The 22,600-nt window shown below is 43.4% G+C and carries 22 protein-coding genes; 12 read left to right on the top strand and 10 right to left on the bottom strand.

Annotated elements, in window-relative coordinates:
- Window positions 1–143: 143 nt before the first annotated feature.
- Both rho and Q0788_RS10230 read left to right on the top strand, forming a co-directional pair.
- Window positions 144–1,412, top strand: coding sequence for a transcription termination factor Rho (rho, locus tag Q0788_RS10235; RefSeq protein ID WP_055125334.1), 1,269 nt, complete (start codon window positions 144–146; stop codon window positions 1,410–1,412).
- Between the two features lie 319 nt (window positions 1,413–1,731).
- On the top strand, window positions 1,732–1,959 hold the full coding sequence (locus tag Q0788_RS10230; protein ID WP_057761930.1) for a hypothetical protein: 228 nt from the start codon (window positions 1,732–1,734) through the stop codon (window positions 1,957–1,959).
- A gap of 211 nt (window positions 1,960–2,170) precedes the next feature.
- On the opposite strand, the gene Q0788_RS10225 is transcribed toward Q0788_RS10230, so the two are convergent.
- A complete protein-coding gene (locus Q0788_RS10225; RefSeq protein WP_298810314.1) occupies window positions 2,171–3,058 on the bottom strand; it encodes a neutral zinc metallopeptidase in 888 nt (295 codons plus the stop codon).
- A 544-nt stretch (window positions 3,059–3,602) separates the two neighbouring features.
- Here Q0788_RS10225 and Q0788_RS10220 point away from each other — a divergent pair.
- A complete protein-coding gene (locus Q0788_RS10220) occupies window positions 3,603–3,959 on the top strand; it encodes a hypothetical protein (RefSeq protein WP_165598186.1) in 357 nt (118 codons plus the stop codon).
- Window positions 3,960–4,205: 246 nt separating this feature from the next.
- Here Q0788_RS10220 and Q0788_RS10215 read toward each other — a convergent pair whose 3' ends face one another.
- The 5 genes from Q0788_RS10215 to rpmI all read right to left on the bottom strand — a co-directional run bounded on the left by Q0788_RS10215 (window position 4,206) and on the right by rpmI (window position 9,377).
- A complete protein-coding gene (locus Q0788_RS10215) occupies window positions 4,206–4,505 on the bottom strand; it encodes an integration host factor subunit alpha (RefSeq protein WP_057761935.1) in 300 nt (99 codons plus the stop codon).
- Between the two features lie 215 nt (window positions 4,506–4,720).
- Window positions 4,721–7,132, bottom strand: a complete 2,412-nt coding sequence (pheT, locus tag Q0788_RS10210; protein ID WP_298810310.1) for a phenylalanine--tRNA ligase subunit beta — start codon at window positions 7,130–7,132, stop codon at window positions 4,721–4,723.
- 188 nt (window positions 7,133–7,320) lie between these two features.
- The gene (gene pheS / locus Q0788_RS10205; protein ID WP_298810308.1) at window positions 7,321–8,376 is read right to left on the bottom strand and encodes a phenylalanine--tRNA ligase subunit alpha; all 1,056 of its coding nucleotides are present in this window, start codon (window positions 8,374–8,376) and stop codon (window positions 7,321–7,323) included.
- A gap of 327 nt (window positions 8,377–8,703) precedes the next feature.
- A complete protein-coding gene (gene rplT / locus Q0788_RS10200; protein ID WP_011281252.1) occupies window positions 8,704–9,060 on the bottom strand; it encodes a 50S ribosomal protein L20 in 357 nt (118 codons plus the stop codon).
- A gap of 119 nt (window positions 9,061–9,179) precedes the next feature.
- Window positions 9,180–9,377, bottom strand: coding sequence for a 50S ribosomal protein L35 (rpmI, locus tag Q0788_RS10195; RefSeq protein ID WP_057761939.1), 198 nt, complete (start codon window positions 9,375–9,377; stop codon window positions 9,180–9,182).
- Between the two features lie 435 nt (window positions 9,378–9,812).
- On the opposite strand from rpmI, the gene Q0788_RS10190 reads away from it, so the two are divergent.
- The 7 genes from Q0788_RS10190 to Q0788_RS10160 all read left to right on the top strand — a co-directional run bounded on the left by Q0788_RS10190 (window position 9,813) and on the right by Q0788_RS10160 (window position 16,194).
- Window positions 9,813–10,256 (top strand): thioesterase family protein, encoded by a 444-nt coding sequence (locus tag Q0788_RS10190; RefSeq protein ID WP_102093896.1) that lies wholly within the window; start codon window positions 9,813–9,815, stop codon window positions 10,254–10,256.
- A gap of 188 nt (window positions 10,257–10,444) precedes the next feature.
- Complete coding sequence (hisI, locus tag Q0788_RS10185; RefSeq protein ID WP_298810305.1) at window positions 10,445–11,302, top strand: phosphoribosyl-AMP cyclohydrolase; 858 nt, start codon at window positions 10,445–10,447, stop codon at window positions 11,300–11,302.
- Window positions 11,303–11,519: 217 nt separating this feature from the next.
- A complete protein-coding gene (gene tatA / locus Q0788_RS10180; protein WP_057761945.1) occupies window positions 11,520–11,759 on the top strand; it encodes a Sec-independent protein translocase subunit TatA in 240 nt (79 codons plus the stop codon).
- 26 nt (window positions 11,760–11,785) lie between these two features.
- Window positions 11,786–12,481: a Sec-independent protein translocase protein TatB gene (gene tatB, locus Q0788_RS10175; RefSeq protein ID WP_298810303.1), complete on the top strand. Its 696-nt coding sequence runs from the start codon at window positions 11,786–11,788 to the stop codon at window positions 12,479–12,481.
- Complete coding sequence (gene tatC / locus Q0788_RS10170; protein WP_298810302.1) at window positions 12,481–13,368, top strand: twin-arginine translocase subunit TatC; 888 nt, start codon at window positions 12,481–12,483, stop codon at window positions 13,366–13,368. The genes tatB and tatC overlap by 1 nt, the downstream gene beginning before the upstream one ends.
- A gap of 216 nt (window positions 13,369–13,584) precedes the next feature.
- Window positions 13,585–15,084, top strand: a complete 1,500-nt coding sequence (locus tag Q0788_RS10165) for a UvrD-helicase domain-containing protein (RefSeq protein WP_057761950.1) — start codon at window positions 13,585–13,587, stop codon at window positions 15,082–15,084.
- Between the two features lie 75 nt (window positions 15,085–15,159).
- Window positions 15,160–16,194 carry a tRNA-dihydrouridine synthase gene (locus Q0788_RS10160; protein ID WP_298810298.1) on the top strand — a complete coding sequence of 345 codons (1,035 nt, stop codon included), beginning with the start codon at window positions 15,160–15,162 and terminating at the stop codon, window positions 16,192–16,194.
- A 45-nt stretch (window positions 16,195–16,239) separates the two neighbouring features.
- Here Q0788_RS10160 and Q0788_RS10155 read toward each other — a convergent pair whose 3' ends face one another.
- Together Q0788_RS10155 and Q0788_RS10150 are read right to left on the bottom strand one after the other, a co-directional pair.
- Window positions 16,240–16,665 (bottom strand): MAPEG family protein, encoded by a 426-nt coding sequence (locus Q0788_RS10155; RefSeq protein WP_201608040.1) that lies wholly within the window; start codon window positions 16,663–16,665, stop codon window positions 16,240–16,242.
- 14 nt (window positions 16,666–16,679) lie between these two features.
- Entirely contained in the window at window positions 16,680–17,093 is a 414-nt protein-coding gene (locus Q0788_RS10150) for an OsmC family protein (RefSeq protein ID WP_201549050.1), read from the bottom strand.
- Window positions 17,094–17,569: 476 nt separating this feature from the next.
- Here Q0788_RS10150 and Q0788_RS10145 point away from each other — a divergent pair, with 476 nt between their 5' ends.
- Complete coding sequence (locus tag Q0788_RS10145) at window positions 17,570–18,088, top strand: RNA pyrophosphohydrolase (protein ID WP_057761956.1); 519 nt, start codon at window positions 17,570–17,572, stop codon at window positions 18,086–18,088.
- A gap of 97 nt (window positions 18,089–18,185) precedes the next feature.
- Here the strand turns inward: Q0788_RS10145 and Q0788_RS10140 are convergent, their stop codons facing one another.
- Complete coding sequence (locus tag Q0788_RS10140) at window positions 18,186–19,007, bottom strand: NRDE family protein (protein WP_298810295.1); 822 nt, start codon at window positions 19,005–19,007, stop codon at window positions 18,186–18,188.
- A gap of 108 nt (window positions 19,008–19,115) precedes the next feature.
- Window positions 19,116–20,768, bottom strand: coding sequence for a DUF4139 domain-containing protein (locus Q0788_RS10135; RefSeq protein WP_298810292.1), 1,653 nt, complete (start codon window positions 20,766–20,768; stop codon window positions 19,116–19,118).
- 412 nt (window positions 20,769–21,180) lie between these two features.
- Here Q0788_RS10135 and urtA point away from each other — a divergent pair, with 412 nt between their 5' ends.
- The gene (gene urtA / locus Q0788_RS10130; RefSeq protein ID WP_298810290.1) at window positions 21,181–22,533 is read left to right on the top strand and encodes an urea ABC transporter substrate-binding protein; all 1,353 of its coding nucleotides are present in this window, start codon (window positions 21,181–21,183) and stop codon (window positions 22,531–22,533) included.
- The last annotated feature ends 67 nt before the right edge of the window (window positions 22,534–22,600 follow it).

Raw genomic sequence — 22,600 nt, 5'->3', positions numbered from 1 at the left:
TAAGCAGACATATAAAACCAAAACTACATAAACTACAGCGCTGTGCACACACCCATATCATCATATTACCGTTATTTTAATCACTGTCGTGACTTGTGCTGCTAATGGCATCTCTCATCTGATCAATTGCTAATGACCTATCTATGAATCTTACTGAATTAAAGAAAAAATCAATCGCTGAGCTATTGGCTATCGCCAAAGAAATGGGTCTTGATAATATGGCGCGTAGCCGTAAACAGGACATTATCTTTGCTATTCTAAAAACCCATGCGCGTAACGGTGAAGCCATTTATGGTGACGGCGTACTTGAGGTTCTTCCTGATGGTTTTGGATTTTTGCGCTCATCAGAAGGCTCATATTTAGCCGGTCCTGATGATATTTATGTCAGCCCAAGCCAGATTCGCCGTTTCAGTCTAAAAACTGGTGACAGTATCGCTGGTACGATTCGTCCACCAAAAGATTCTGAGCGTTATTTTGCATTATTAAAAGTTGGCGAGATCAACTTTGATACGCCAGATCGCTCACGTCATAAGCTTATCTTTGAGAACCTAACGCCCCTATTCCCAACTGAGCATTTAAAGCTTGAGCTTGGTAACGGAACCACTGAAGATTTGACTGGTCGTATCATCGATCTAATCGCTCCGATTGGTAAAGGTCAGCGTTCTATCATCGTCGCACCGCCAAAAGCGGGTAAAACGATGTTGCTACAAACCATCGCACAATCAATTACTCGTAATAATCCTGAATGCTATTTGATCGTACTATTGATTGATGAGCGTCCAGAAGAAGTCACCGAGATGGTACGTACAGTACGCGGTGAAGTGGTTGCTTCTACTTTTGATGAGCCGCCACAGCGTCACGTACAAGTTGCTGAAATGGTCATCGAAAAGGCCAAACGTTTGGTCGAGCATAAGCAAGACGTGGTGATTTTACTTGATTCGATTACGCGTCTAGCACGTGCTTATAATACGGTTATCCCATCATCAGGCAAAGTATTGACGGGTGGTCTAGATGCCAATGCTCTAGAACGTCCAAAACGCTTCTTTGGTGCTGCGCGTAACGTGGAAGAAGGTGGTAGCTTAACTATTATTGCCAGTGCATTGATTGATACTGGTAGTAAGATGGATAGCGTCATTTTTGAAGAATTTAAGGGAACGGGTAACCAAGAGATTACGCTTGAGCGTGACTTGGCTGAAAAACGTGTATTCCCTGCGATTAATATCAAAAAATCTGGTACACGCCGCGAAGAGCGTCTATTGGACGAAGATAAGCTGCGTAAAGTATGGATTTTACGTAAACTACTTCAACCGATGGATGGCGTACAAGCTACTGAGTTCTTATTGGATCGCCTAAAAGAAGCGAAGACCAACGATGAATTCTTTGAGCAAATGAAGCGTAAATCACAAAACTAATTCTTAGTTAGTTTGCTAGAGATATTCAGCTTTGATTCAATATTAAGACTACCTATAGGTAGTCTTTTTTATAGCAGTATCGAAGTATTAATAGTTAAACCCATTAGGACGTAATCTGCACTGTCGTTCACAGGCGTTGCTGATGATACAGTACGGCAACATCGCTTACATCTCATTTGCAAAGTTTAGCGTTTTTACTACGACTATATTATTAGTAACCGACTATTATGACAGACAGTAGGAATATACTTGAAAATATCATGGACACAGTATTTTGAAGGTATTGTATTTTAAACTTGATGACTTAATAGGTGATAATATGAAATTTGCTAAAACGATCGCAATGACTGCCATTACTAGCTCAGCCCTAATCATGACTGGTTGTAACTCTTATAGCGGTATGAGCAACACAGCTAAAGGTGCTACCGCTGGCGCAGCAGCTGGTGCTCTTATTAAAAGCAAAGGCGACAGCAAAGATATCGCTCGTGGCGCATTGGCTGGTGCAGCGATTGGCGGTGCTGGTGGTTATGTTCTTGACAACAACTAAATCTTTCTACGCTGATATTATTTGACAATTGGTTGAGTGATATCAGATAAAAGATGATAAAAAAGCCTGCGACTCGTTGCAGGCTTTTTTATGTCTTAATTTTTACTATAAATCCATGCACTAGACTTATAATAAAAAACATCAGTCTTAAAAAACATCAGTCTTAAAAAACATCGTTAGTTAAATACACGATTATTAATATATATGTCCATTAAAGTGCACCGCTGAACGTATCACAAGATTGTACATTACCGCTTTCTAGACCACGGGTGAACCATTCGACACGTTGTTGACTGGTACCATGAGTAAAGTTATCAGGCACTACTGCACCACCACTCGCTTTTGCCAGACGATCATCACCGATTTGACCAGCAGCATTTACCGCTTCGTCAATATCACCAGCCTCTAAAAACTGTACACGCTCTTGATTGCGCTGTGCCCATACACCAGCAAAACAATCCGCTTGCAACTCTTGCAATACTGATAGCTTATTGGACTGTGCTTGAGTCACTTGCTGACGAGCTTCATTGACCTGTTGGCTAATGCCCAATAGCGTCTGAACATGATGACCTACCTCATGCGCTATCACGTAGGCCTGTGCGAAATCGCCAGCCTTGCCTTGGTTCTCTTCACCACCAGAGCCTTGCTGATCGCCTGAAATACCAAGATTCTGACGCATCTCTATGAAGAATGATGTATCCAAATAAACAGTCTGATCCCCTGGACAATAAAATGGACCTGTTGCAGAGCTAGCACTACCACATGCCGAGCTGACCTGACCATTAAACAAAATCAATGACGGCTCTTGATAAGTGCTACCAGCTTCATTAAAGATTTGATGCCAGACTTCTTCTGTATCTGCCAATACAACTTTTACAAACTGCGTGTCTCGGTCTGTGCTGGTTGCAAGCTCGGTAGATGATTCACTACTACCGCCTGTTACCGCTTGACCTGTCTGTAATGCAGTCATTGGGTTTACCCCAAATACCAACCACAAGATACCAGCGATAATAATACCCCCAATACCGCCGCCAATCATCCTACCGCCACCTGTGCTAGAGCGCACATTTGAGCTACCTCGTCTACCTTGCCATTTCATATTTCTATTCCTCAAATATAGATTGATTCACTATTTCTATTAACCACTATCTCTATTAGCCACTACTTTTATTAATTATTACTTATGTTCTATATCATTTAGCCAGTCAATTTACGCTATGACCTAGTCTACTATCCTAAAAGCAAGTAGAAACCTATAAAATTGCTAACTTAACTATGATTTATGTAATATAGGACGATAATCAGACTATTTAATTCAACTCTTACCCATAAGAACGGGGATAATATCGACAATTCGAGACAAAAAATGAGAACTAAAAAAGGTCTCAATCCCTCTGATGTCATTGATTATACGTCGATTAATCTGGTTTCTTGTATTAAAAAGTATATCGGATAGAGAAAGTAAAATATTATTTTAAATTTTATTGTTACTTAATTGTACAGGCTATTTCTATTTACTTAGAAAACCTATAGAATGCGTGGAAGCTGAGTAGCTGTGACTAAGACTAGTTGAATTCTGAGAAATCTCGGATTTCGACCTTTGTTGCTGCTACTGCTCATTTCATTTTTCCGGAGAAAACCATATGAAACTTAAATTACTTGCTCTAGCTGGTATCATGACTGCAACTATGGGCCTTACTGCCTGTGATAGCAGCAAAGAAAACGCTGCTGAAGATTTATCTGACGCGCAAGAAGAAGTGCAAGACGCTTCTGAAGAGCTAAACGAAGCTGCTGCTGAAGGCGAAATGACTGCTGATGCTGACGCTGCTGTTGCTGGCGCTGAAGCTGACATCGCTGATGCTCAAGAAGCAACTGCTACTGACGAAATGGACGCTGAAGTTCCTGTAGACGGCGACACCACTAGCGTAGACGTAGCTAGCGAAACTGATACTGCTGCTGTTGAAGCTTCTGACGAAGTAGTAGTTGAAGAAGCTCAGTAATTTATTGTTCATACAATAGATAAACTGTAGTAAAAAAAAGAGAGCCTATGCTCTCTTTTTTTATGTCTATTATTTATGATTTTAGTAGGTTTCTACTTTATAGATAACCCTAATATGCGATGCGTGCTGCAATATCGAAATACCTAGATGTACGCAAAAATAACTAAGTGCAAATACGCACTAGCATCCTTATAAACTCACGATGAAACAGACACACTATCGTTCAGCGCAGTGCCAAACTAGGTATTAGCTATCAAACAAACGCTCGTCAACCTTCTGACGAAATTTTTGCCCTGTTTTGAAAGTAACCACACGGCGTGCGGATACTGCAACAGGCTCCCCTGTTTTCGGGTTACGGCCTGGACGGCTGTTCTTATCTTTAAGCTCAAAGTTGCCAAAGCCTGAAAGCTTGACCTCTTTGCCATCAATCAAACTCTCTGACAGCTCATCAAAAAAGTTCTCCACCAGACAGCGACCTTCTTGGCGTGTTAGGTTTAGGTGACTCATCAAATGCTCAATCATGTCAGATTTGGTTAAGGTGCTCACAGTACGACTCCTATGCTATGTCGTGATGTCGAATATCATGGTTTAGCGGTATGAGGGTTAAGGCTAGCTATTATAAAGGTTTTTTGACTATTTTTTAACAAAGTCTTCATTAAAATCCTTTATTAATAACCACTTAACTTATTCTATGAATAGCAATGCTCCGTAGCCTCATGGTAAAAAGACTACAGAGCATTGGGTATAATACTTACTAAATGTTAGCTGTCGCGCAGCTGTACAGAATGCTGTTCAGTTAGCGCTTGTACCACTTTATCTGTGGCAGTCTTGACGGCTTCGTCAGACAACGTTTGCGTACTATCTTGCCATATCAGTGCAAACGCTAGTGAGCGCTGGCCTGCTGGTACTTTGTCACCTTGATAAACATCAAATAACCAAAGATCAGTCAGCATATTACCTGCCGCAGCTCGTACTGTTGTCTCTAGTGTCTGCAAACTGATGTCACTGTCTACCAAGATAGCAATATCGCGGCGTACTTGCGGGAACTTGCTTGGTGTCGTGATAGCATGCTGCTCACGTGCAATCGTCAATAGCGGTGCCAGTGACAATTGAGCGACCCATGTAGTCGGCAGATCTAACTGCTTAGCAGTATTTGGGTGCAACTGACCCAACCAACCAACGTATATATCATCGATGTATAACTCAGCGCTTTGTCCTGGATGCAGGAAACTCAGCGTACTACGCTCATAGCGGATACGTGCGCTATCGATTTGTGCTGGTAATAGCTGCTCAATGTCATGCTTTAGGTCATAAAAATCTAACGCACGGTTTTGATAAGCTTGCTCGCTCCATATATCACCAACTGCGACTAAAGCAATACTTGGCGTTTGAACTAAGTCACTAATGCTTTGTCCAACAAAGCTAAGACCCGTCTCAAAGAAACGTACACGTGGCTGTTGACGATTCAAGTTATATTGCACGCAAGGCAGTAGGCTCGATAGCAAAGTACGACGCATAACCGCCAAATCACTAGAGATAGGGTTTGCCAGTGCCAACACTTCCCCTAGCGCTTCGTCGTCAAGCAATGCTTCTAGTTTTGCATCACTAAAGCTAAAGCTGATCGCTTCCATATAGCCGTTGTCGACTAATGATAGCTTCATCTCATGCGTCAAATCTGCAGTATCATCATAATCCATGCTGACTTGCAAATGTGGCAGGACGCTTGGAATATTGTCATAGCCATAGATACGAGCAATTTCTTCGATTAAGTCTTCTTTAATACTCATATCAAAACGATAAGATGGCGGCTTGCAAACTAATGCATCACTCTGCTGCTCTACGTCAAAACCCAATTGGGTCAAGATACGTACCATCTCAGATGGCTCAATATCAATCCCAATGACATCGCTAACTTTCGCGATTGGCAGTGTAATCGGTGCGCGTGCTGGCAAATGCTCAAGATTTTCGGCCGTGACTATTTGTCCTGCTTCCCCGCCAGTAATACTGGTGATTAAATCACAAGCTCGTGCCAACGCCAATGCTGGCAATTCAAAGTCGACGCCACGCTCAAAACGCTGTGATGCGTCCGTATGCAGCCCAAAACGGCGTGCGCGCGCAGCGATAGCTAACTGATTAAAGAAAGCACTTTCTACAACGATATTGGTCGTACTATCGGTGACACTGCTACGCTGACCACCCATGATACCAGCTAGCGCCAAGGCACCTTTGTCATCAGCAATCACAAGCTCATCACCGGTCAAGGTAACGGTTTGCTCATTCAGCAAAGTAATGGTTTCATCAGGTTGCGCCAAACGTACAACGATATCACCTTCGATTGTATCTGCGTCAAACGCATGTAACGGTTGACCCAATTCCATCAATACATAGTTGGTCACATCTACCAAGAAATTGTGTGAACGTAGGCCCGACTGTACTAGCGCATCTTGCATCCATTTCGGAGTATCGATGCTACGGTCAATATTGCTAATTGATTGCAAAAGATAGCGAGGACACGCTTCCTTTGCATCGACTGTCACAGCTGGTGTTGCGGCAGTGCCAGCTGTATTGGCCGAGATTTCTGGCATTTGTACAGGTAAGTCGTTGATAACTGATATTTCACGAGCGATACCACGTACGCTAAAGCAATCACCACGGTTTGGGGTGATTGAGATATCCAATACTTGATTATCTAGACCTAGATATTCACGAATATCGGTACCAACTGGTGCATCCTCAGGCAGCTCAAGCAAGCCATCTATATCATCGACTAAATCAATTTCAGAGGCGCCACATAGCATGCCATTTGAAGCCACACCGCGTAGCTTACTCTTTTTGATTTTAAAGCCCGCTTTACCATTACTAGCGTCATCGCTTGGTAATATTGCACCAACAGTAGCAACCGGTGCTTTCATACCGACGGTCACATTAGGCGCGCCGCAGACAATTTGTAGCGGCTCAGCATCACCGATATTTACTTGAGTGACACGTAATTTATCTGCATCAGGATGCTGCTCAACGCTGATGACTTCACCGACTACCACACCGCTAAAAGCACGGGCAACTGCATAGCGATCATCAATTTCAAGACCTGCCATAGTCAACTGTTCGGCTAACTGTTCGCTAGTATTTGTAGGGTTTACCCACTGACGTAGCCACTGTTCGCTAATTTTCATAAATATCTCGGATCAGAATTTTATAATAAAGATGTTGGAGTAAAGCTTGGCGAATTCACTTGCTATAGTCAATCCTATATAAATTAGATACAACGTCAGGCTCGCTCAGTCTACGATTTGTAGCACTTTCACTCACCCTCCTTGGATCTAAATTATCTTGAACTAACTATATAGGTATAAAGAAAACTCTAGCCAAATTGCTTTAAGAAGCGCACGTCATTTTGGAAAAATAAGCGCAAGTCATCAATACCGTAATAAAGCATTGCAAAGCGCTCGATACCCATACCAAAAGCAAAGCCAGTGTATTTATCGCTATCAATACCGCAATTGGTCAATACTTGTGGATGCACCATGCCGCAGCCCATCACTTCAAGCCACTTGCCATTGTCATCTAAGATATCCACTTCTGCAGACGGCTCAGTGAATGGGAAAAACGACGGACGGAAACGGACGGTCAGCTCTTTGGCAAAAAACGCTTCTAGAAACTCACTGATTAAACCTTTTAGCTCAGCAAAAGTGCTCGACTCGGTGACCATAAGGCCTTCTAGCTGATGGAACATCGGCGAATGAGTTTGGTCTGAGTCGTTACGATAAACACGGCCTGGGCAAATGATGCGAATCGGCGGCTCATTTTTTTCCATGGTACGAATCTGGACAGGACTGGTATGCGTACGCAATAGATAATGCGCATCAAAATAAAAGGTATCATGCATCGCGCGCGCAGGATGGTGCGACGGGATATTCAACGCTTCAAAATTATAGTAGTCGCTCTCGACTTCAGGGCCGGTTGCGACATTGAAGCCCGCTTGAATAAAGTACTGCTGCATACGCTGAGTAATCATGGTCACTGGATGCAGATGACCTTTTTGACCACCGCGAGCAGGCAAAGTGATATCAATACTCTCGGCCTCCAACTTGGCATTGAGTGCGGCGACTTCTAGTTGCTGCTGCTGATCTGTCAGTGCTTGCTGAATGCGACTACGCACTTGATGCAACCAGCCGCCATAAGTTTTTTTATCATCAGCATCGAGCTTGCCCATCTGCTTTGACCAGCCCGTTAATGGACTCTTTTTACCAGTCAATTGCACACGCAAATCTTGCAGTGTACGCGCATCAGTTACTTGTAGGATTAGGGCTTCAGCAGCACTCGCAAATTCGGTAAGCTGAGCTTCGGTAAGCTCATTGAGCTCTGAAGACAAGGTCGGTAGCGCCGACAAGTCGTTGGTGGCAGCAGGGTTAGTCATAAGACGCATTATTCCTGATTTGAACGGACTATTAATTGTAGGGATTTGACCAAATATTGCAAACCATTTATCCAGTTATATTTATATAAAAGATTAATATAAAGGCTGGTGAGAAGAATGGCTTGAATATTTAGACGATGATAAGCATATTTTTGCTCGACAAAGTTCAATATAGAGCACTCTTAAAATAATTTAATATAAAAAAAGCCACCGACCAGCGGTAGCTTTTATTAATATCATACTATTAATCAATATTAGTCCTATCCATTTAGACAATTGCTTATAAATAATTATTTAAAAGCATCATACCTAAAGGACGGTTAATATTTAGGCCAATTCCGCTTTTGCTTTTTCGACCAATGCTGTGAAAGTCGCTGCATCATGCATAGCGATGTCTGCTAGAACGCGACGATCGATTGCGATGTTTGCTTTTTTCATGCCATTGATGAAGCGGCTATAGCTTAAGCCGTTTAAGCGTGCACCAGCATTGATACGTGCGATCCAAAGACGACGGAAAGTACGTTTCTTGTTGCGACGGTCACGATAAGCATATTGACCAGCTTTGGTCACTGCCTGTACCGCTACGCGGTAAACACGTGAACGGGCACCGTAGTAGCCTTTTGCGCGCTTTAAGATTTTTTTGTGACGGCGATTTGCCTGTACACCACGTTTTACACGGGCCATAATTTACTCCAAGATTTTTTAATCACTGTTAAGCGAGTGATGATGCCGTTAAATAACAAACATCATTGTCAGATTGCAAAGTCAAATATTTTCAATCAAAGATAGATGACGGTAGGCTATTAAATGTATGGGCACATACGACGAACTGCTGCTTCGTCAGACTTGTGCACCAACTTAAGACCACGCAATTGGCGAATACGCTTAGCTGATTTCTTGGTCAAAATATGGCTTTTGAATGCTTGCTTACGCTTGAAGCCATTCGCTGTTTTTTTGAAGCGTTTAGCTGCGCCGCTTCTGGTTTTCATCTTAACTTTCATGATGATTTGCCTCTTTTTCTGTTTTAGAACCTGGTCGTCAAATAGTCACACTGAATAATCGTTATATAAATAACCACTAAACCTCTATTTGCCTCGAGGTGGGAGGCGCTATTTTAGCAGATAGTGCCTTGTTTTGCCAAGTAAAGTTTTGGCGAGGTTTTAGTAGACAATAAAGACAAGTCACCGACATCAAATAAGCGATAGCGGCTCTCCTAAAAGCACCAATAAAACGGCTGATTTTTATCCAAATAGATTGAATGTCAGCCTAAGCTGTGCTTAAGTAGGGACTGAGCTATATCTTCATATAAACACTATTAAAACCCACTTATTCACTATGAATATTTACGCTGTAATGTATAGCTATAACGATAACAATGCTGCCAACATATAGCGCGACAAGTAGAACAATCTTTGGCCATCACTCTAGGAGATAGTGTGTCAAAACAAGAGTTAGTATTCGACGACGACTTGTTTGTTTTTGAGACAGTGATGCGTGTGCGTCATACGGAAGCCGACGCAGGACAACACATGACGGTCGAATCTCTGACAGCGCTATTGTCCGAAGCACGGCTAAGATTTTTATATGCTAAAGGTGTCAAAGAAATCAACGCAGACCATCAAGGCTTAATTATTGATAAATTGCAGCTAGATATTGTTAGCCGTATCCGCGTACGAGAAGAGTTGTTATTTGAAGTTGGTGTTGAGCCAATATATGATAATGGCGGTAATATAATCCTAAAAGTCACACGGATGCACACGGGCGAGATAGTAGCAAAAGCGCGCCAGCATTTTAGAGGTTACGACTTTAACCTCAATAAAGTGACTAAGCTTGATAACACGATCAAAGAAGCGCTGTATCCGCATTTATTTAGACTGTAGAATCGCTTGTTATCAATAGTATGCTGTCATTTAGCATAGTTGCACTCTATAGCGCATTTAGCTGACATCATATTGCTAGCTGTTAGTATATTGCAGAGCATTTCAGATAATCTCCCCGCTTTAATCATAAGTAGTATAATTGCTTATCACTCTTTTCCACTTTCTACCTATAAGACGACAAATACATTATGACTTTACCTGCTTGGCTGACTGCCGTAACTTTTAATGATGATGGTTTGATTCCTGCAATTGCTCAAGATCATCAGACAGGTCGTATTTTGATGATGGCGTGGATGAATGCAGAAGCACTACAGCTCACTGCACAAACACAGACAGCGGTTTATTTTTCGCGCTCACGTGCCAAATTATGGCATAAAGGTGAGTCATCAGGTCATACGCAAACCGTGCATGATATTCGTCTAGACTGTGATGCAGATGTGATTGTGCTTAGTGTCACTCAGGCTGGCGGCATTGCTTGCCATACAGGACGTGAGTCGTGCTTTTATCAGCGTTTGGATTTATCAGGTCAAACGCCTGAATGGCAAACTGTCGATAAAGTATTAAAAGAACCTGCAGATATTTATCATTCTCATGACTCTACTAGCGACACTCATGAAATTGAAAACACTGGTTCGAATACTGACTCTGATACTATCCAAGCACAAGCTGATACTGCTCAAGCACAAGTCGATAAAGCCTCTGTATTGCAGCAGCTCGATAGCGTATTAGCAGAGCGCAAACAAGCCGATGCCAACAGCTCTTATGTGGCCAGTCTGTATGCCAAAGGATTAAATAAAATATTAGAAAAAGTCGGTGAAGAGAGTACAGAAAGTATCATCGCTGCCAAAGATTTTGCTAACTGCGATGAGAGTACAGACAAAGCCAGCTACGATGAAGCTCGTCATGAGCTAATCTATGAAGTCGCCGATGTTTGGTTCCATACCTTAGTCGGACTGGCCTGGTTTGATATAGAGTCGGACGCCGTGTTAAACGAGCTAGGTAGACGTTTTGGGCTATCCGGTATCGATGAAAAAGCCGCTAGATAAGCCTAAATAAAAAATAAACGTCTATTTTATTGGATTATTGTTGCTTTCACCTATTTGTAATAAGTGCAGGTTATAATATAGCTCTGTTTTATCTCGCATTATATGCTGATGCTTTTTGTTTGCTAGATAGACCTTTTGCAAACTAACAGCAGACATATAAAGACTGAAAACTAAGTCACGAAACCAAGTCACAAAACCAAGTCACAAGGATACCATTATGGGTAGTTTTTCTATTACACATTGGCTGATACTATTGGTCGTTGTCGTTGTCGTGTTTGGCACCTCAAAACTCAGAAATGCTGGTAAAGATTTGGGCGGTGCTGTCAAAGGTTTTAAAGAAGCTGTTAAAGATGAAAATACAGAGCATGCCAAAAAACACGCGGTTCTTGACCACGATGCGACGGCACACACTGAAGAGCGCTCAACCACCAAGGTTGATGATAAGCATAACGTATAGCATCTAAACAGTGACATCGGACCATTATGTTTGATATCGGGTTTTCTGAACTACTTCTCTTTGGCGTTATCGCCCTAATCGTACTGGGCCCAGAAAAACTGCCGCAGGCAGCGCGCACGGCTGGGCAATGGTACGCCAAAATTCGCCGTACAGTCTCAACCTTGCAGTCTGAAATAGAGGCTGAGCTTGACTTGGCTGAGACACGTCAGCAAATGCAAAAAGAGCTCGCCAAAATTCGCCAGACCGAAGCCGAAATGAGGCGCGAGATGGCTGAGATGCGCGGTAATATGAAAGCTTTTGAAAGCTCACATAGTCCTGCTTCGATAGCTTCTGAAGCATCTACGAATGCTGAAAACAGCAAGGTTGACGAAGCTCATAAAAATAGCCGCACACAAAAGCAGCAACCAGCCACACCAAAAGCATTCGACTATGCTTATGCCTCTGACGAGCAGCCAGATACAATAGAAAATGGTCAATTATCGAAGCGAGGTCACAGCAGTGACAATGTAGATGATGTAAATGTGGGCGATGATGCCAAGACAGCGCCAGTTGTTCAGACCATCACTACCCGACCGTGGGAAAACATGTGGTTTCGACTTGGCGCTTATGACAAAGCACGTCGGCTCCCAATGCCGCCATATGTGCCAAATTATAAAGCTGACGCCCTACTCAACAGTCCTGCCAACATGCAGACTTCTGACCATAAGCAGGAGACTGACTGATGCAACTACTCAAACGCAAAAAAAGTCGTCAAGAGAAAATCGCTGTTTCTGCCATTACTGACCCAAATGTCGTTGATCAAGATACTGGAACAAAAACCAATACCACTCAAGATAAAAAATCAGAGGATGCTTTAAGCCCTTTGGCTGATATGCCTATTACCGAGCACTTGATTGAGCTGCGTCGGCATTTGATCAAGATATGTGTGGCGGTATTGATAATATTTTTAGGTTTGGTCGGTTATTCGCGCGAGCTATATAACTTGTTGTCTGATCCACTAGTTGCGCAGTTACCTGCCAACTCGACTATGATTGCCACCGATATCACGTCAAACTTTATGGCGCCGATACGTTTGACCGTATTCGTAGCTGCGTTTTTGGCGATGCCCTACATTCTTTATCAAATTTGGTCATTTGTAGCGCCCGGTTTATATAAGAAAGAAAAGAAAATTGCTATTCCAGTGCTGCTATCTTCTATATTTTTATTCTATGCTGGTGTGGCTTTTTCTTACTTTATTGTGCTCAAAGGGGTCTTAAAGTTCTTCATTATGTTTGCCCCGCAAAACGTACTACCCATGACGGATATCGACAGCTACCTCAGTTTTGCCTTAAAATTATTTATGGTATTTGGCTTAACGTTTGAGATTCCAGTTGTCACTTTGCTATTGATATTGGCAGGTATTGTCTCCATTCAGAGCTTAGAAGAAAAACGTCGTTATATCATTGTGGGCTGTTTTGCTGTGGCTGCCGTTGTCACGCCGCCAGATGGCGTATCGATGCTCATGCTAGCGATTCCGATGTGGTTGTTGTTTGAGCTTGGTTTGTTTTTGGCGAAGATTCTAATCAAAGAAGAGCCCCGTCCTACTCTCGTATCGACAAACAAAGAATAAAACACTTATCAGTCTAATCCAGACTCAAATAAAGTTATTGATTACATATAGCTATGCGTTAAACTATCATTACACCGTTTTATTCTTGCCTCATTAGTAAGCTGACTGCTTACTATCACGTTTTAGCATCACCATCATCTATAAGCCATTGTTTACCCAGTGGCTTTTTTTGCCCCTTTTATTTTTAATCAATTTTTGTATTTAGGTAGCTTTATTATGTCCGCATCTATGCCAGCTTATATGAGCGATCCCACTGACGAGCAGCTGAGCGCGCTGAATATGGCGATGGATCATAAGTCGTTTAAAGTGGTCGCTTATGCGGGCGCCGGTAAGACAACGACGCTCAAGCTAATCGGTGAGCGCTTACGTGGCCGCGGACTATATCTGGCTTTTAACAAAGCGATTGCCAATGATGCTCGTTCAAAGTTTCCGCCGCATGTAGAATGCCGTACTTTTCATTCACTAGCTTATCGTCATGTTGCTCGTGATATTACCGCCAAGCTATCTTTGCCGCGCTTTTCACCCAAGCGCCTCGGTGATGATTTGGGACTACAGCCTGTACAAGTACGTCGGCAAATGGATGGGGTTAATAAATACATCACACTGACACCCGCGCGATTGTCTCGGTTCGTCAGCGATGCGGTAAGTAATTTCTGTAGCACACATGCCAGCTACCCTGCGCCAAGGCACATACTGTTCCCAAGCTGGCTCGATGACTCAGATGCAGAGCAGCTGCGCGAGATGCTCTACCCTGCTGTTGAGCAGCGCTGGTTACAGTCGATTGATGCGCGTCACCCTGCTGGTATTGGCCATGATATTTATCTCAAGCTTTGGGCACTATCTAAGCCCAGTATTCCAGCGGACTTTATCTTATTTGATGAGGCGCAAGACGCGGACCCATTGATGATGGGTATCTTGACTCAGCAGTCGAGACAAGTCATCTATGTGGGCGATGCGCATCAGCAGATTTATGAATGGCGCGGCGCGGTCAATGCCATGAAAAAGCTGCCATTGCCGCAGACATTATTGACGCAATCTTTTCGCTTTGGTGAGCCGATTGCAGAAGTGGCCAATACCCTGTTAAAAGCACTACAAGAGGACGTACCGCTAAAAGGCAATCCGAATAAACAATCCTCTACCGATAAGGGCATGGTACATAGTAAGAAAGATGCTATTTTGTGCCGTACCAACGCTGCTGCCATGTCGCAACTGTTGACAGGACTAAAGCACGGCCATCGCGTGGCGCTACAGGCAGATACCGATCGTATGCTCAAATTCTGTCAGGCAGCCGAAAACTTAAAAAATGGTAAATCAGCTTATGGTGTACCTGAGCTGGCGTATTTTTATAACTGGGGTGATGTGCAAGAGTACGCCGAAACCAATGAGGGTAGCGATCTCAAAACACTGGTCAAACTGGTCGATGACCACGGTACCAATGTCTTGAGTCAAGCGGTCAATAGTCTGACTAGCATTGAAAACGCTGACTATGTCATCTCTACCGCTCACAAGGCCAAAGGGCTTGAATGGGGGAAAGTACAACTAGATGATGACTTTTATTATGATGTGACCACCAACGCCGTCAAAATAAGCCCAGAAGAGCTGCGTTTGCTCTATGTCGCCTGTACGCGTGCGCAAAGCAATTTGGATATTCATAATATTAAAGACTTGATATCAGGATTACAGACGGGCAAAAAAGTGATTTTTGGCAATACTTAATTACTCTCTACCTCTATCAGTCTCAAGTTTTATTTAATCTCTCTTATAACGACTCTCTAGCAGTGAATCACCAGCATGAATAATAGCCAGCAACTTCAAACGCGTCAAAATACTATTAATCAGTCATTTGCAGCTCCCGTGCGTTTGCTCGCACCTATGGAGGGCTTAACCGATCCATTAATGCGCCAAATATTAACCCAAATTGCGTCTGACTTGGGTCGTCCTTATGATTGGTCGGTCAGTGAGTTTATTCGTATCACTCAGCACGTCTTACCTGCACATGTGTTTTATAAATATGTGCCTGAGCTACATCATGATGCCAAAACGGCCTCTGGTACGCCCATTCATGTACAGATTTTAGGTAGCGAAGCACAGCTTATGGCCGAAAACGCCGCGTACGCTTGTGAGCTTGGTGCGCCTGCTATCGATATTAACTTTGGCTGTCCTGCAAAAACAGTAAATAGCCATCGCGGTGGTTCAGTACTGCTGGATGAACCTGAAACAATGTATCAGATTATCAGTGCCGTACGCCAAGCCGTTCCCGCCCATATACCAGTATCAGCTAAGATTCGTCTGGGCTATACCGACACTAGCCGAATGGATGATATCCGAGGCGCAATTAACGACAGTGGCGCTGACTGGCTAACCATTCATGCACGCACTAAAACGCAAGGCTATAAGCCACCCGCCTATTGGGACAAAATTCAAAGTTTTAATGCGCTCGATATTCCAGTCATTGCCAATGGAGAAATTTGGAACTTTGAGCATGCGCAGAACTGTATGACGCAAGCAGGTACACCGCATTTGATGTTAGGTCGCGGCGCAGTAACACGTCCTGATTTAGTGGCACAGGTTGATAATGATACTGAGAAAAGTACTGACAGCGGAGAGAATACGGCTACATTATTATGGCAAGATTTAATCGCGCATCAGATTAAGTTTTTGGAAGGTGAAGCAAAGAATGATGTGGTGTTAGTCGGTCGTTATAAACAATGGCTAGGTATGCTTACCAAAGGCTACGTTGAGGCGCAGACAGTATGGGAAGGTATTAAACGAGAGAAAAATAAAGCGGTTATTATTAGCGCCCTACAAGCAAGCGTACAAGATTAATCACTTGCTTGTATTTGAGCGTTTTGGCAGTTACGGATATTTTTACTAGACGCTGACTCGTATCGCTAAATAAAATAGCATTAGACAACATGCCATTGATAATACCCAGAGGATAGAGCGGAACATTGCCAAGTTAGTAATATATGCCACACAAAAACCAATTCGTATCATCACATACAGCCAAGCCAATACGTTGATAATCGACTGCGGTACAAAGAACAGCATAGCAACTATCACCGCCGCCAAAAACACTGGCAAGGTTTCATAACTGTTTTGTTGTGCTGCATTAGCACGTGCTGCCATGCCTGTCGCATTTTGAAAAAATTCGCGAGGATGTGCATTATTTCTGATTCTAAAGCCACCAGATACTTTTGCAACGATTGACACCGCCCATGGCAGTAGGCTTGCTACCACCATGGCCAAAATGGCAGACGCCACTTTATCAGTTACCAACTCAAAGAATGCACTTATCATTATATAAGTCCCTAGCCTGCAACCACTTCGAAATCATGAGTGATATTAACCCCACCTGCTACTAACATACGGCTAGCAGAGCAGTATTTTTCTGCTGATAACTGGATGGCTTTTTCGACTTGTTTTTCTTTGACCTCTTGACCAGTGACAATGAAGTGCATATGAATATCAGTATAGACCGCTGGTACAGTTTCAGCACGCTGGGCGGTTAGCTCACAACGTACATCCGTCACTGCTTGGCGTGATTTCTGTAAAATCTCTACGACATCGTAACTGGCGCAACCACCTAGTCCTAGCAAAATCAGCTCCATCGGGCTTGAGCCTTTCTCTTTATCAGCATCGATTTGTACATTATGTCCTGATGGTGACACACCCATAAAGGCTTTGTTCTCTTGCCATATGACGCTTGCTTTTGATTCTGACATTGCAGATGTTCCTTATTTTAAATGGCGTATTGCCTATTATTATTGTGTGAATGATATATTGCCCAGCTAGTGTAGCATAAGCCAAAGCAAGATTTTATAGGCTCATTGTTTTGCTGCTAACTCACCAGTGAAATCTGTACTTTTATCACTTTATACATATCGAAATAGTGAAGTTCGACAGTTTACTAAATAATCGTATGTCCATACGCCTATTACTACTCTTCGACACATGCCCAAAAAATACTGTATAAAAACCTACAAAAGTTTGCTTATAAATGGTTGATTTTAAAAGGTAAAACTCGTGAAACATTTTATAGCAAAATACTGTTACACATTTTGCTTGTTTCTTGGTTTAATAACGGTAATGAATCTTGTTTTGAGCGGATATTGACAACAATCACCTTATAATAATTACGATTGCTGTCACGGTTTCAAGTCAAAACAAGCTATTTTTAAACAAATTAAAAGGTTTAGTCATGATAGATGCAGACGGCTTTCGCGCCAACGTCGGCATCATCTTGGCAAATACACAAGGGCAGGTTCTGTGGGCAAAACGTATTGGTCACAACGCTTGGCAATTTCCGCAGGGTGGTATCGACCGCGGGGAGACGCCGATGGATGCAATGTATCGCGAGCTCTGGGAAGAGGTCGGCTTACATCCGCGTCACGTAGACTTATTGGCAGTCACGCAAGACTGGTTGCGCTATCGTTTGCCAAAACGTTATGTACGTCATGGTCAGCATCCCTTATGTATTGGGCAAAAACAAAAATGGTTTTTGCTACGCTTAGATGAGCCAAATACTCAACATATCCGCTTTGATGAAGGGAAACCTGAATTTGACCATTGGCAATGGGTCAGCTACTGGTATCCACTCGGACAAGTGATTCACTTTAAACGAGGCGTTTATCGTCGTGCCTTGCAAGAATTGGTACGTGAACTCCCTCTAAAGCAAGAGCTGATCATTCCTGAGCAAAATAATCACCTGCTTATGTAATGAGTCACTCAATAGTACAATGCAAAACACCCACGATAGTAGCTAGAATGTTAGCAATTACCGTGGGTGTTTTTTTATTATCTACTAACAGTCATTGTTAGTGACTATCAAACTCTCGGCTAACAATGTCAGCCGTGTAGTTCGCTCCCGTATCTCTCTCTTTGCGCAACGTTAAAATGCTTTGAGTGCGGGTACCATAAGTAGGTTTGCTAGTTTCAGTATCGCCAAAAGCGACGGGTTCAATATAAACAGACGATAGCATTTGCTCCACTTCAAATGCCACGCCAGTAACAGGCAATTTATCTTCTGGTGCTTTGGTACTATCTGACAAAACATTAAAAGCCGCCGCTTGCCAGTACGCAGGCGAGCTATCCTCCGCAATCAATGGCAGCACTTCTTGACGTAGGCGTCCGCGCAACCGCTCTGTCTTAAACCAGCTGTCCTCTGGTTGTCCATTAGAGATAACATGCAGACCTGAATATAGTGGCGTGGGTGCATGACCACGATTATTAATGATCACAGCTTGCGCAGTGTCACCAATGATCAGATTAAAACCCGCATAATCCTGCATATCAATCTGCCGTGCAAAATCTATTGGACTTAAAGTCCCCGTTAGAAACTCGGTAACCAGCGCGCCCCGCGAGCGCTCATCACTGCTTGCCTGTACACCGTCACGAAAGTTCAATACCGCAGCCCAGCGCCCATTTTGTTCATAATACTCTGAACTCTGCGCTGGTGACGCTTGCTGATGAATGCCTAACCACGTACCACCGCTTTGCTTATCACGTCCAGCATAAATAGGTTGATCAGACCACTGGTGGAGCGGCTCAGTTGGGCGCTGCAAAAACTCGTCACGATTAGACAGTAGTACCAGCGGTAACTCATCAAATAATTGCCAAGCAATAGCGACAATACACATAGCTTTCCTTTTATAATAATTTTCGTTATGCGAGTAATTCTTAATAGAGGCAAAGATATTATTTCAGACTTTACCTATTAATAAGGTAGCACTTACAGGCAGTACTTATTAATTGCCAGTTAGCAATTTATTGGCAGGATAACTAATTTGGGAGGTTGAACGTATTACTTGTGATTGCTTACTTGGTAAGTCAAACTCCCACGCTACCATGCCTTGATTGTCATTCCAATCTCGCTCAGTCACAGGCGGCATATGAGTCACCGCAACTTTTAAACTATCGTCACGACTGATAGGCTCACTGCCCAGTACTTGCAAGCGTACGCTACGATTGTGCTGATTGGTAAACTGATAGGCCTTAGTGGTCGTCAGTGTTTGCGTACGGTTTAGCACACCTTTTTCACCTTGCTTATCTTCATTGGTCAGCTCTTTTACGAGCATATTTGAATCACGACCAAATCCAATCCCCTGTTCTTTTAGCACTTGATAATTATAACGTGACTGACCTACATAGTTGTCATCACGGTACAACTGTAGCGAACCATCGACCCAGTCCGGCGTCAAAAACGGCGCTGATGCATACCAGTAGGCGGCAGTCTCAACACTTGGCGTACTACGAGTCCAGAGCTTACTATTACCTGCCTGCTCCCCAATCACTGTGCGTACCCGTCTCCCATCACTCGGAATACTGACCAACTGCGGTAAACGATACTCGATAATGCCATTTTTGTTTTGGCTACTGACCGTAAAATTCGGTAGCGGTGCCATCGGTGCGCCTGCTCCCTTGTTATAAGCAGGCTCTTCCATCATAACAGGAGACGCATCCATCATAGGTAGCTCGCGTCTTACTCGGGCATCTTCGCTCTCTTCATACAATGATAGACGCTGTACATACGGCAGTTGCCCCGTCGTACTTTGATTAGGGTTCACGGTGCTGAGTGTCAGTGGTACATTTGTCCAGTTCTCGCCAGTTTGCTGAGCAATAATCGCAGAAGCTGTGATACTTAACTGCTCACTGTTTGTGTTTAGTCGCGCTTGATACGCAGGCTCCCAACCTGCACCTTGCACTTGATAATGCAACTTAACGCTACTTGGCGAGCGGCTTGCCGTACGTACACTTACCTGTGTCACCTTGTTAAAGGTCGATGTCGCGCTGCCTGCCATCAGTTGGTTCAGTGCGTCTTGGGCACGCGCTTGTCGCTGTTGAATCTCTAAAATCCTTTGGTTAATACTGGTCGCTTGAGTTTCTATATCGCGGGCATTATTGGCAATCGTGCTATCTGTATTGACTTGCGTGGCTTTGGTCAGATTTTGCAAGTAGGCCTTTGCTAACTGTGCTGCTTCCAATTCTGCATTGATATTGGCTAGGGTATTTTGCTGCGTCTGTACCTTGGCGTCACCTTGATACTGGCATTGGGCTGCCTGCTCACCTGTCAGCTCTTCGATACTGACTTCCCCAACGTTGACATTATTCGTCGCTTGTACGCTTAGACTTTCTTTATCCATATAAGGTGACAGGCACGAAAACACCACCATTTGCTCACCGCTACCTGTAATAGGCAATGCGCGCGTCACGCTTGCCAGCCCCTGATAAATGGTCACTTGCTCGACGCTACTGGTGGCCGCTTGTGCCGAAGACAATCCCAAAATGGCACTACTACCAAGTACAAATGGAAGGATAGCAAATTTAGTTATTTGATTAAGCGGCGGTAATACGCTACCACAACCTGTTGAGACAGGCGAATCCGTTAGTTGTGCGTTCATACATCATTCCTTAGCAGTAAAATCCATCATGGCAGCCACGCATTGGCTCAACGCGCAAAATAGTAACTATCTTAGAGATATTACCGTAGCCGTTTTGCAGGTCTTTGGCAATAAATGCTTTTGGCAGACTGCACTTTTAGCAAACAGCGCCTTTAGCGATAAATCTCTTCATATGGCATCTGTTCAGTCTTAACAATTTGGTTTTTAATATTGCACCATTTTTTTGTTCATCTCCCCTTTATGGTGCAATTTATTTACCATCCTGCACTAAATTAATGAATATATTAATCAGAACTTAATTATTGCTCAATTATTACTCGATTATTGGCTTTTTTAACTTGGCACGGAACTTGAACTCTTAATAGGTGTTCAGGAACATTATTTTACCTTTTGTATTTATTAGGAGATGTCCATGTTTTCGTTACCAATTTTAGCCAACACTCAAGTAGTAGACCCTCAATCACACGGAAAAATTAAATCACGTTTATCGTTACTAGCGGTGGCTGTCGTTGGCAGCTTAAGTCTTATTGGTTGTCAAAAACCTGCTGAAACTACGGCATCAACAGAGACTACAACTGAAACCAGCACAGAAACAACCACCGAGCCTGCTGCCGATGGCGACACTATCAAAGTTGGCATACTACATTCGCTGTCTGGCACCATGGCCATCTCTGAAACCTCTCTAAAAGATACCGCGCTGATGACGATTGATGAAATCAATGCCAATGGCGGCGTGCTCGGTAAGCAGCTAGAACCAGTCGTCGTCGACCCTGCTTCTGATTGGCCATTATTCGCTGAAAAAGCCCGTCAGCTACTCACTCAAGACAAAGTAGATGTTATCTTTGGCGGTTGGACATCGGTATCACGCAAATCCGTGTTGCCTGTAGTTGAAGAGTTGAACGGATTGATGTTCTATCCAGTGCAGTACGAAGGACAAGAACAGTCAGAAAACATTTTTTACACTGGTGCGGCACCAAATCAGCAAGCTATTCCGGCGGTAGAGTATCTAATGAGTGAAGAAGGCGGCGGTGCAGAGCGCTTTGTGTTGTTAGGTACTGATTACGTCTATCCACGCACCACTAACCAGATTTTAAAGGCATTTTTGAAATCGAAAGGTGTGGCTGATGCAGACATCATGGAAGAGTACACACCATTTGGTTTCAGCAATTATCAAACCATCGTATCTAATGTTAAAAAATTCTCAACGGGCAAAAAGACCGCGGTTATCTCGACCATCAATGGCGATTCAAACGTTCCGTTCTATCGTGAGCTTGCCAACCAAGGTATCAAAGCGTCAGATATTCCGGTCATGGCATTCTCAGTCGGTGAAGAAGAGCTACGCGGTATCGATACCAGTCTGCTACAAGGGCATTTGGCGGCGTGGAACTACTTTATGTCGATCAAAAACCCGACCAATAGTGCCTTCACCAAACGCTATAAGCAGTATGCATTGGACCAAAAACTACCAAATGCTGAAAAAGTCGTGACCAATGATCCAATGGAAGCTACTTACGTCGGTATCAACATGTGGAAGCAAGCTGTCGAAAAAGCAGGTACGACTGATGTTGATAAAGTACGTATTAGCATGGCGGGACAAACGTTCGATGCACCTTCTGGCTACACGCTAAAAATGGATGAAGAAAACCATCATCTATGGAAGCCTGTCATGATTGGTCAAATTCGTGCCGACGGACAGTTTGATACGATTTTTAAAACACCAGAAGTCATACAAGCCCAGCCATGGAGCGAGTACATTCCTAAATAGGCTACTCCCTAAATAAGTCAGTACTGAAAAGCACGTGGATAGTAACTGAATAGTAGGCGGATGGATA

Source organism: uncultured Psychrobacter sp., from assembly GCF_947500265.1.
In the GTDB taxonomy this organism is placed as follows: Bacteria; Pseudomonadota; Gammaproteobacteria; order Pseudomonadales; family Moraxellaceae; genus Psychrobacter.
The sequence above is the reverse complement of the archived record's forward strand: the minus strand, read 5'-3'. Positions and strand labels throughout refer to the sequence as shown.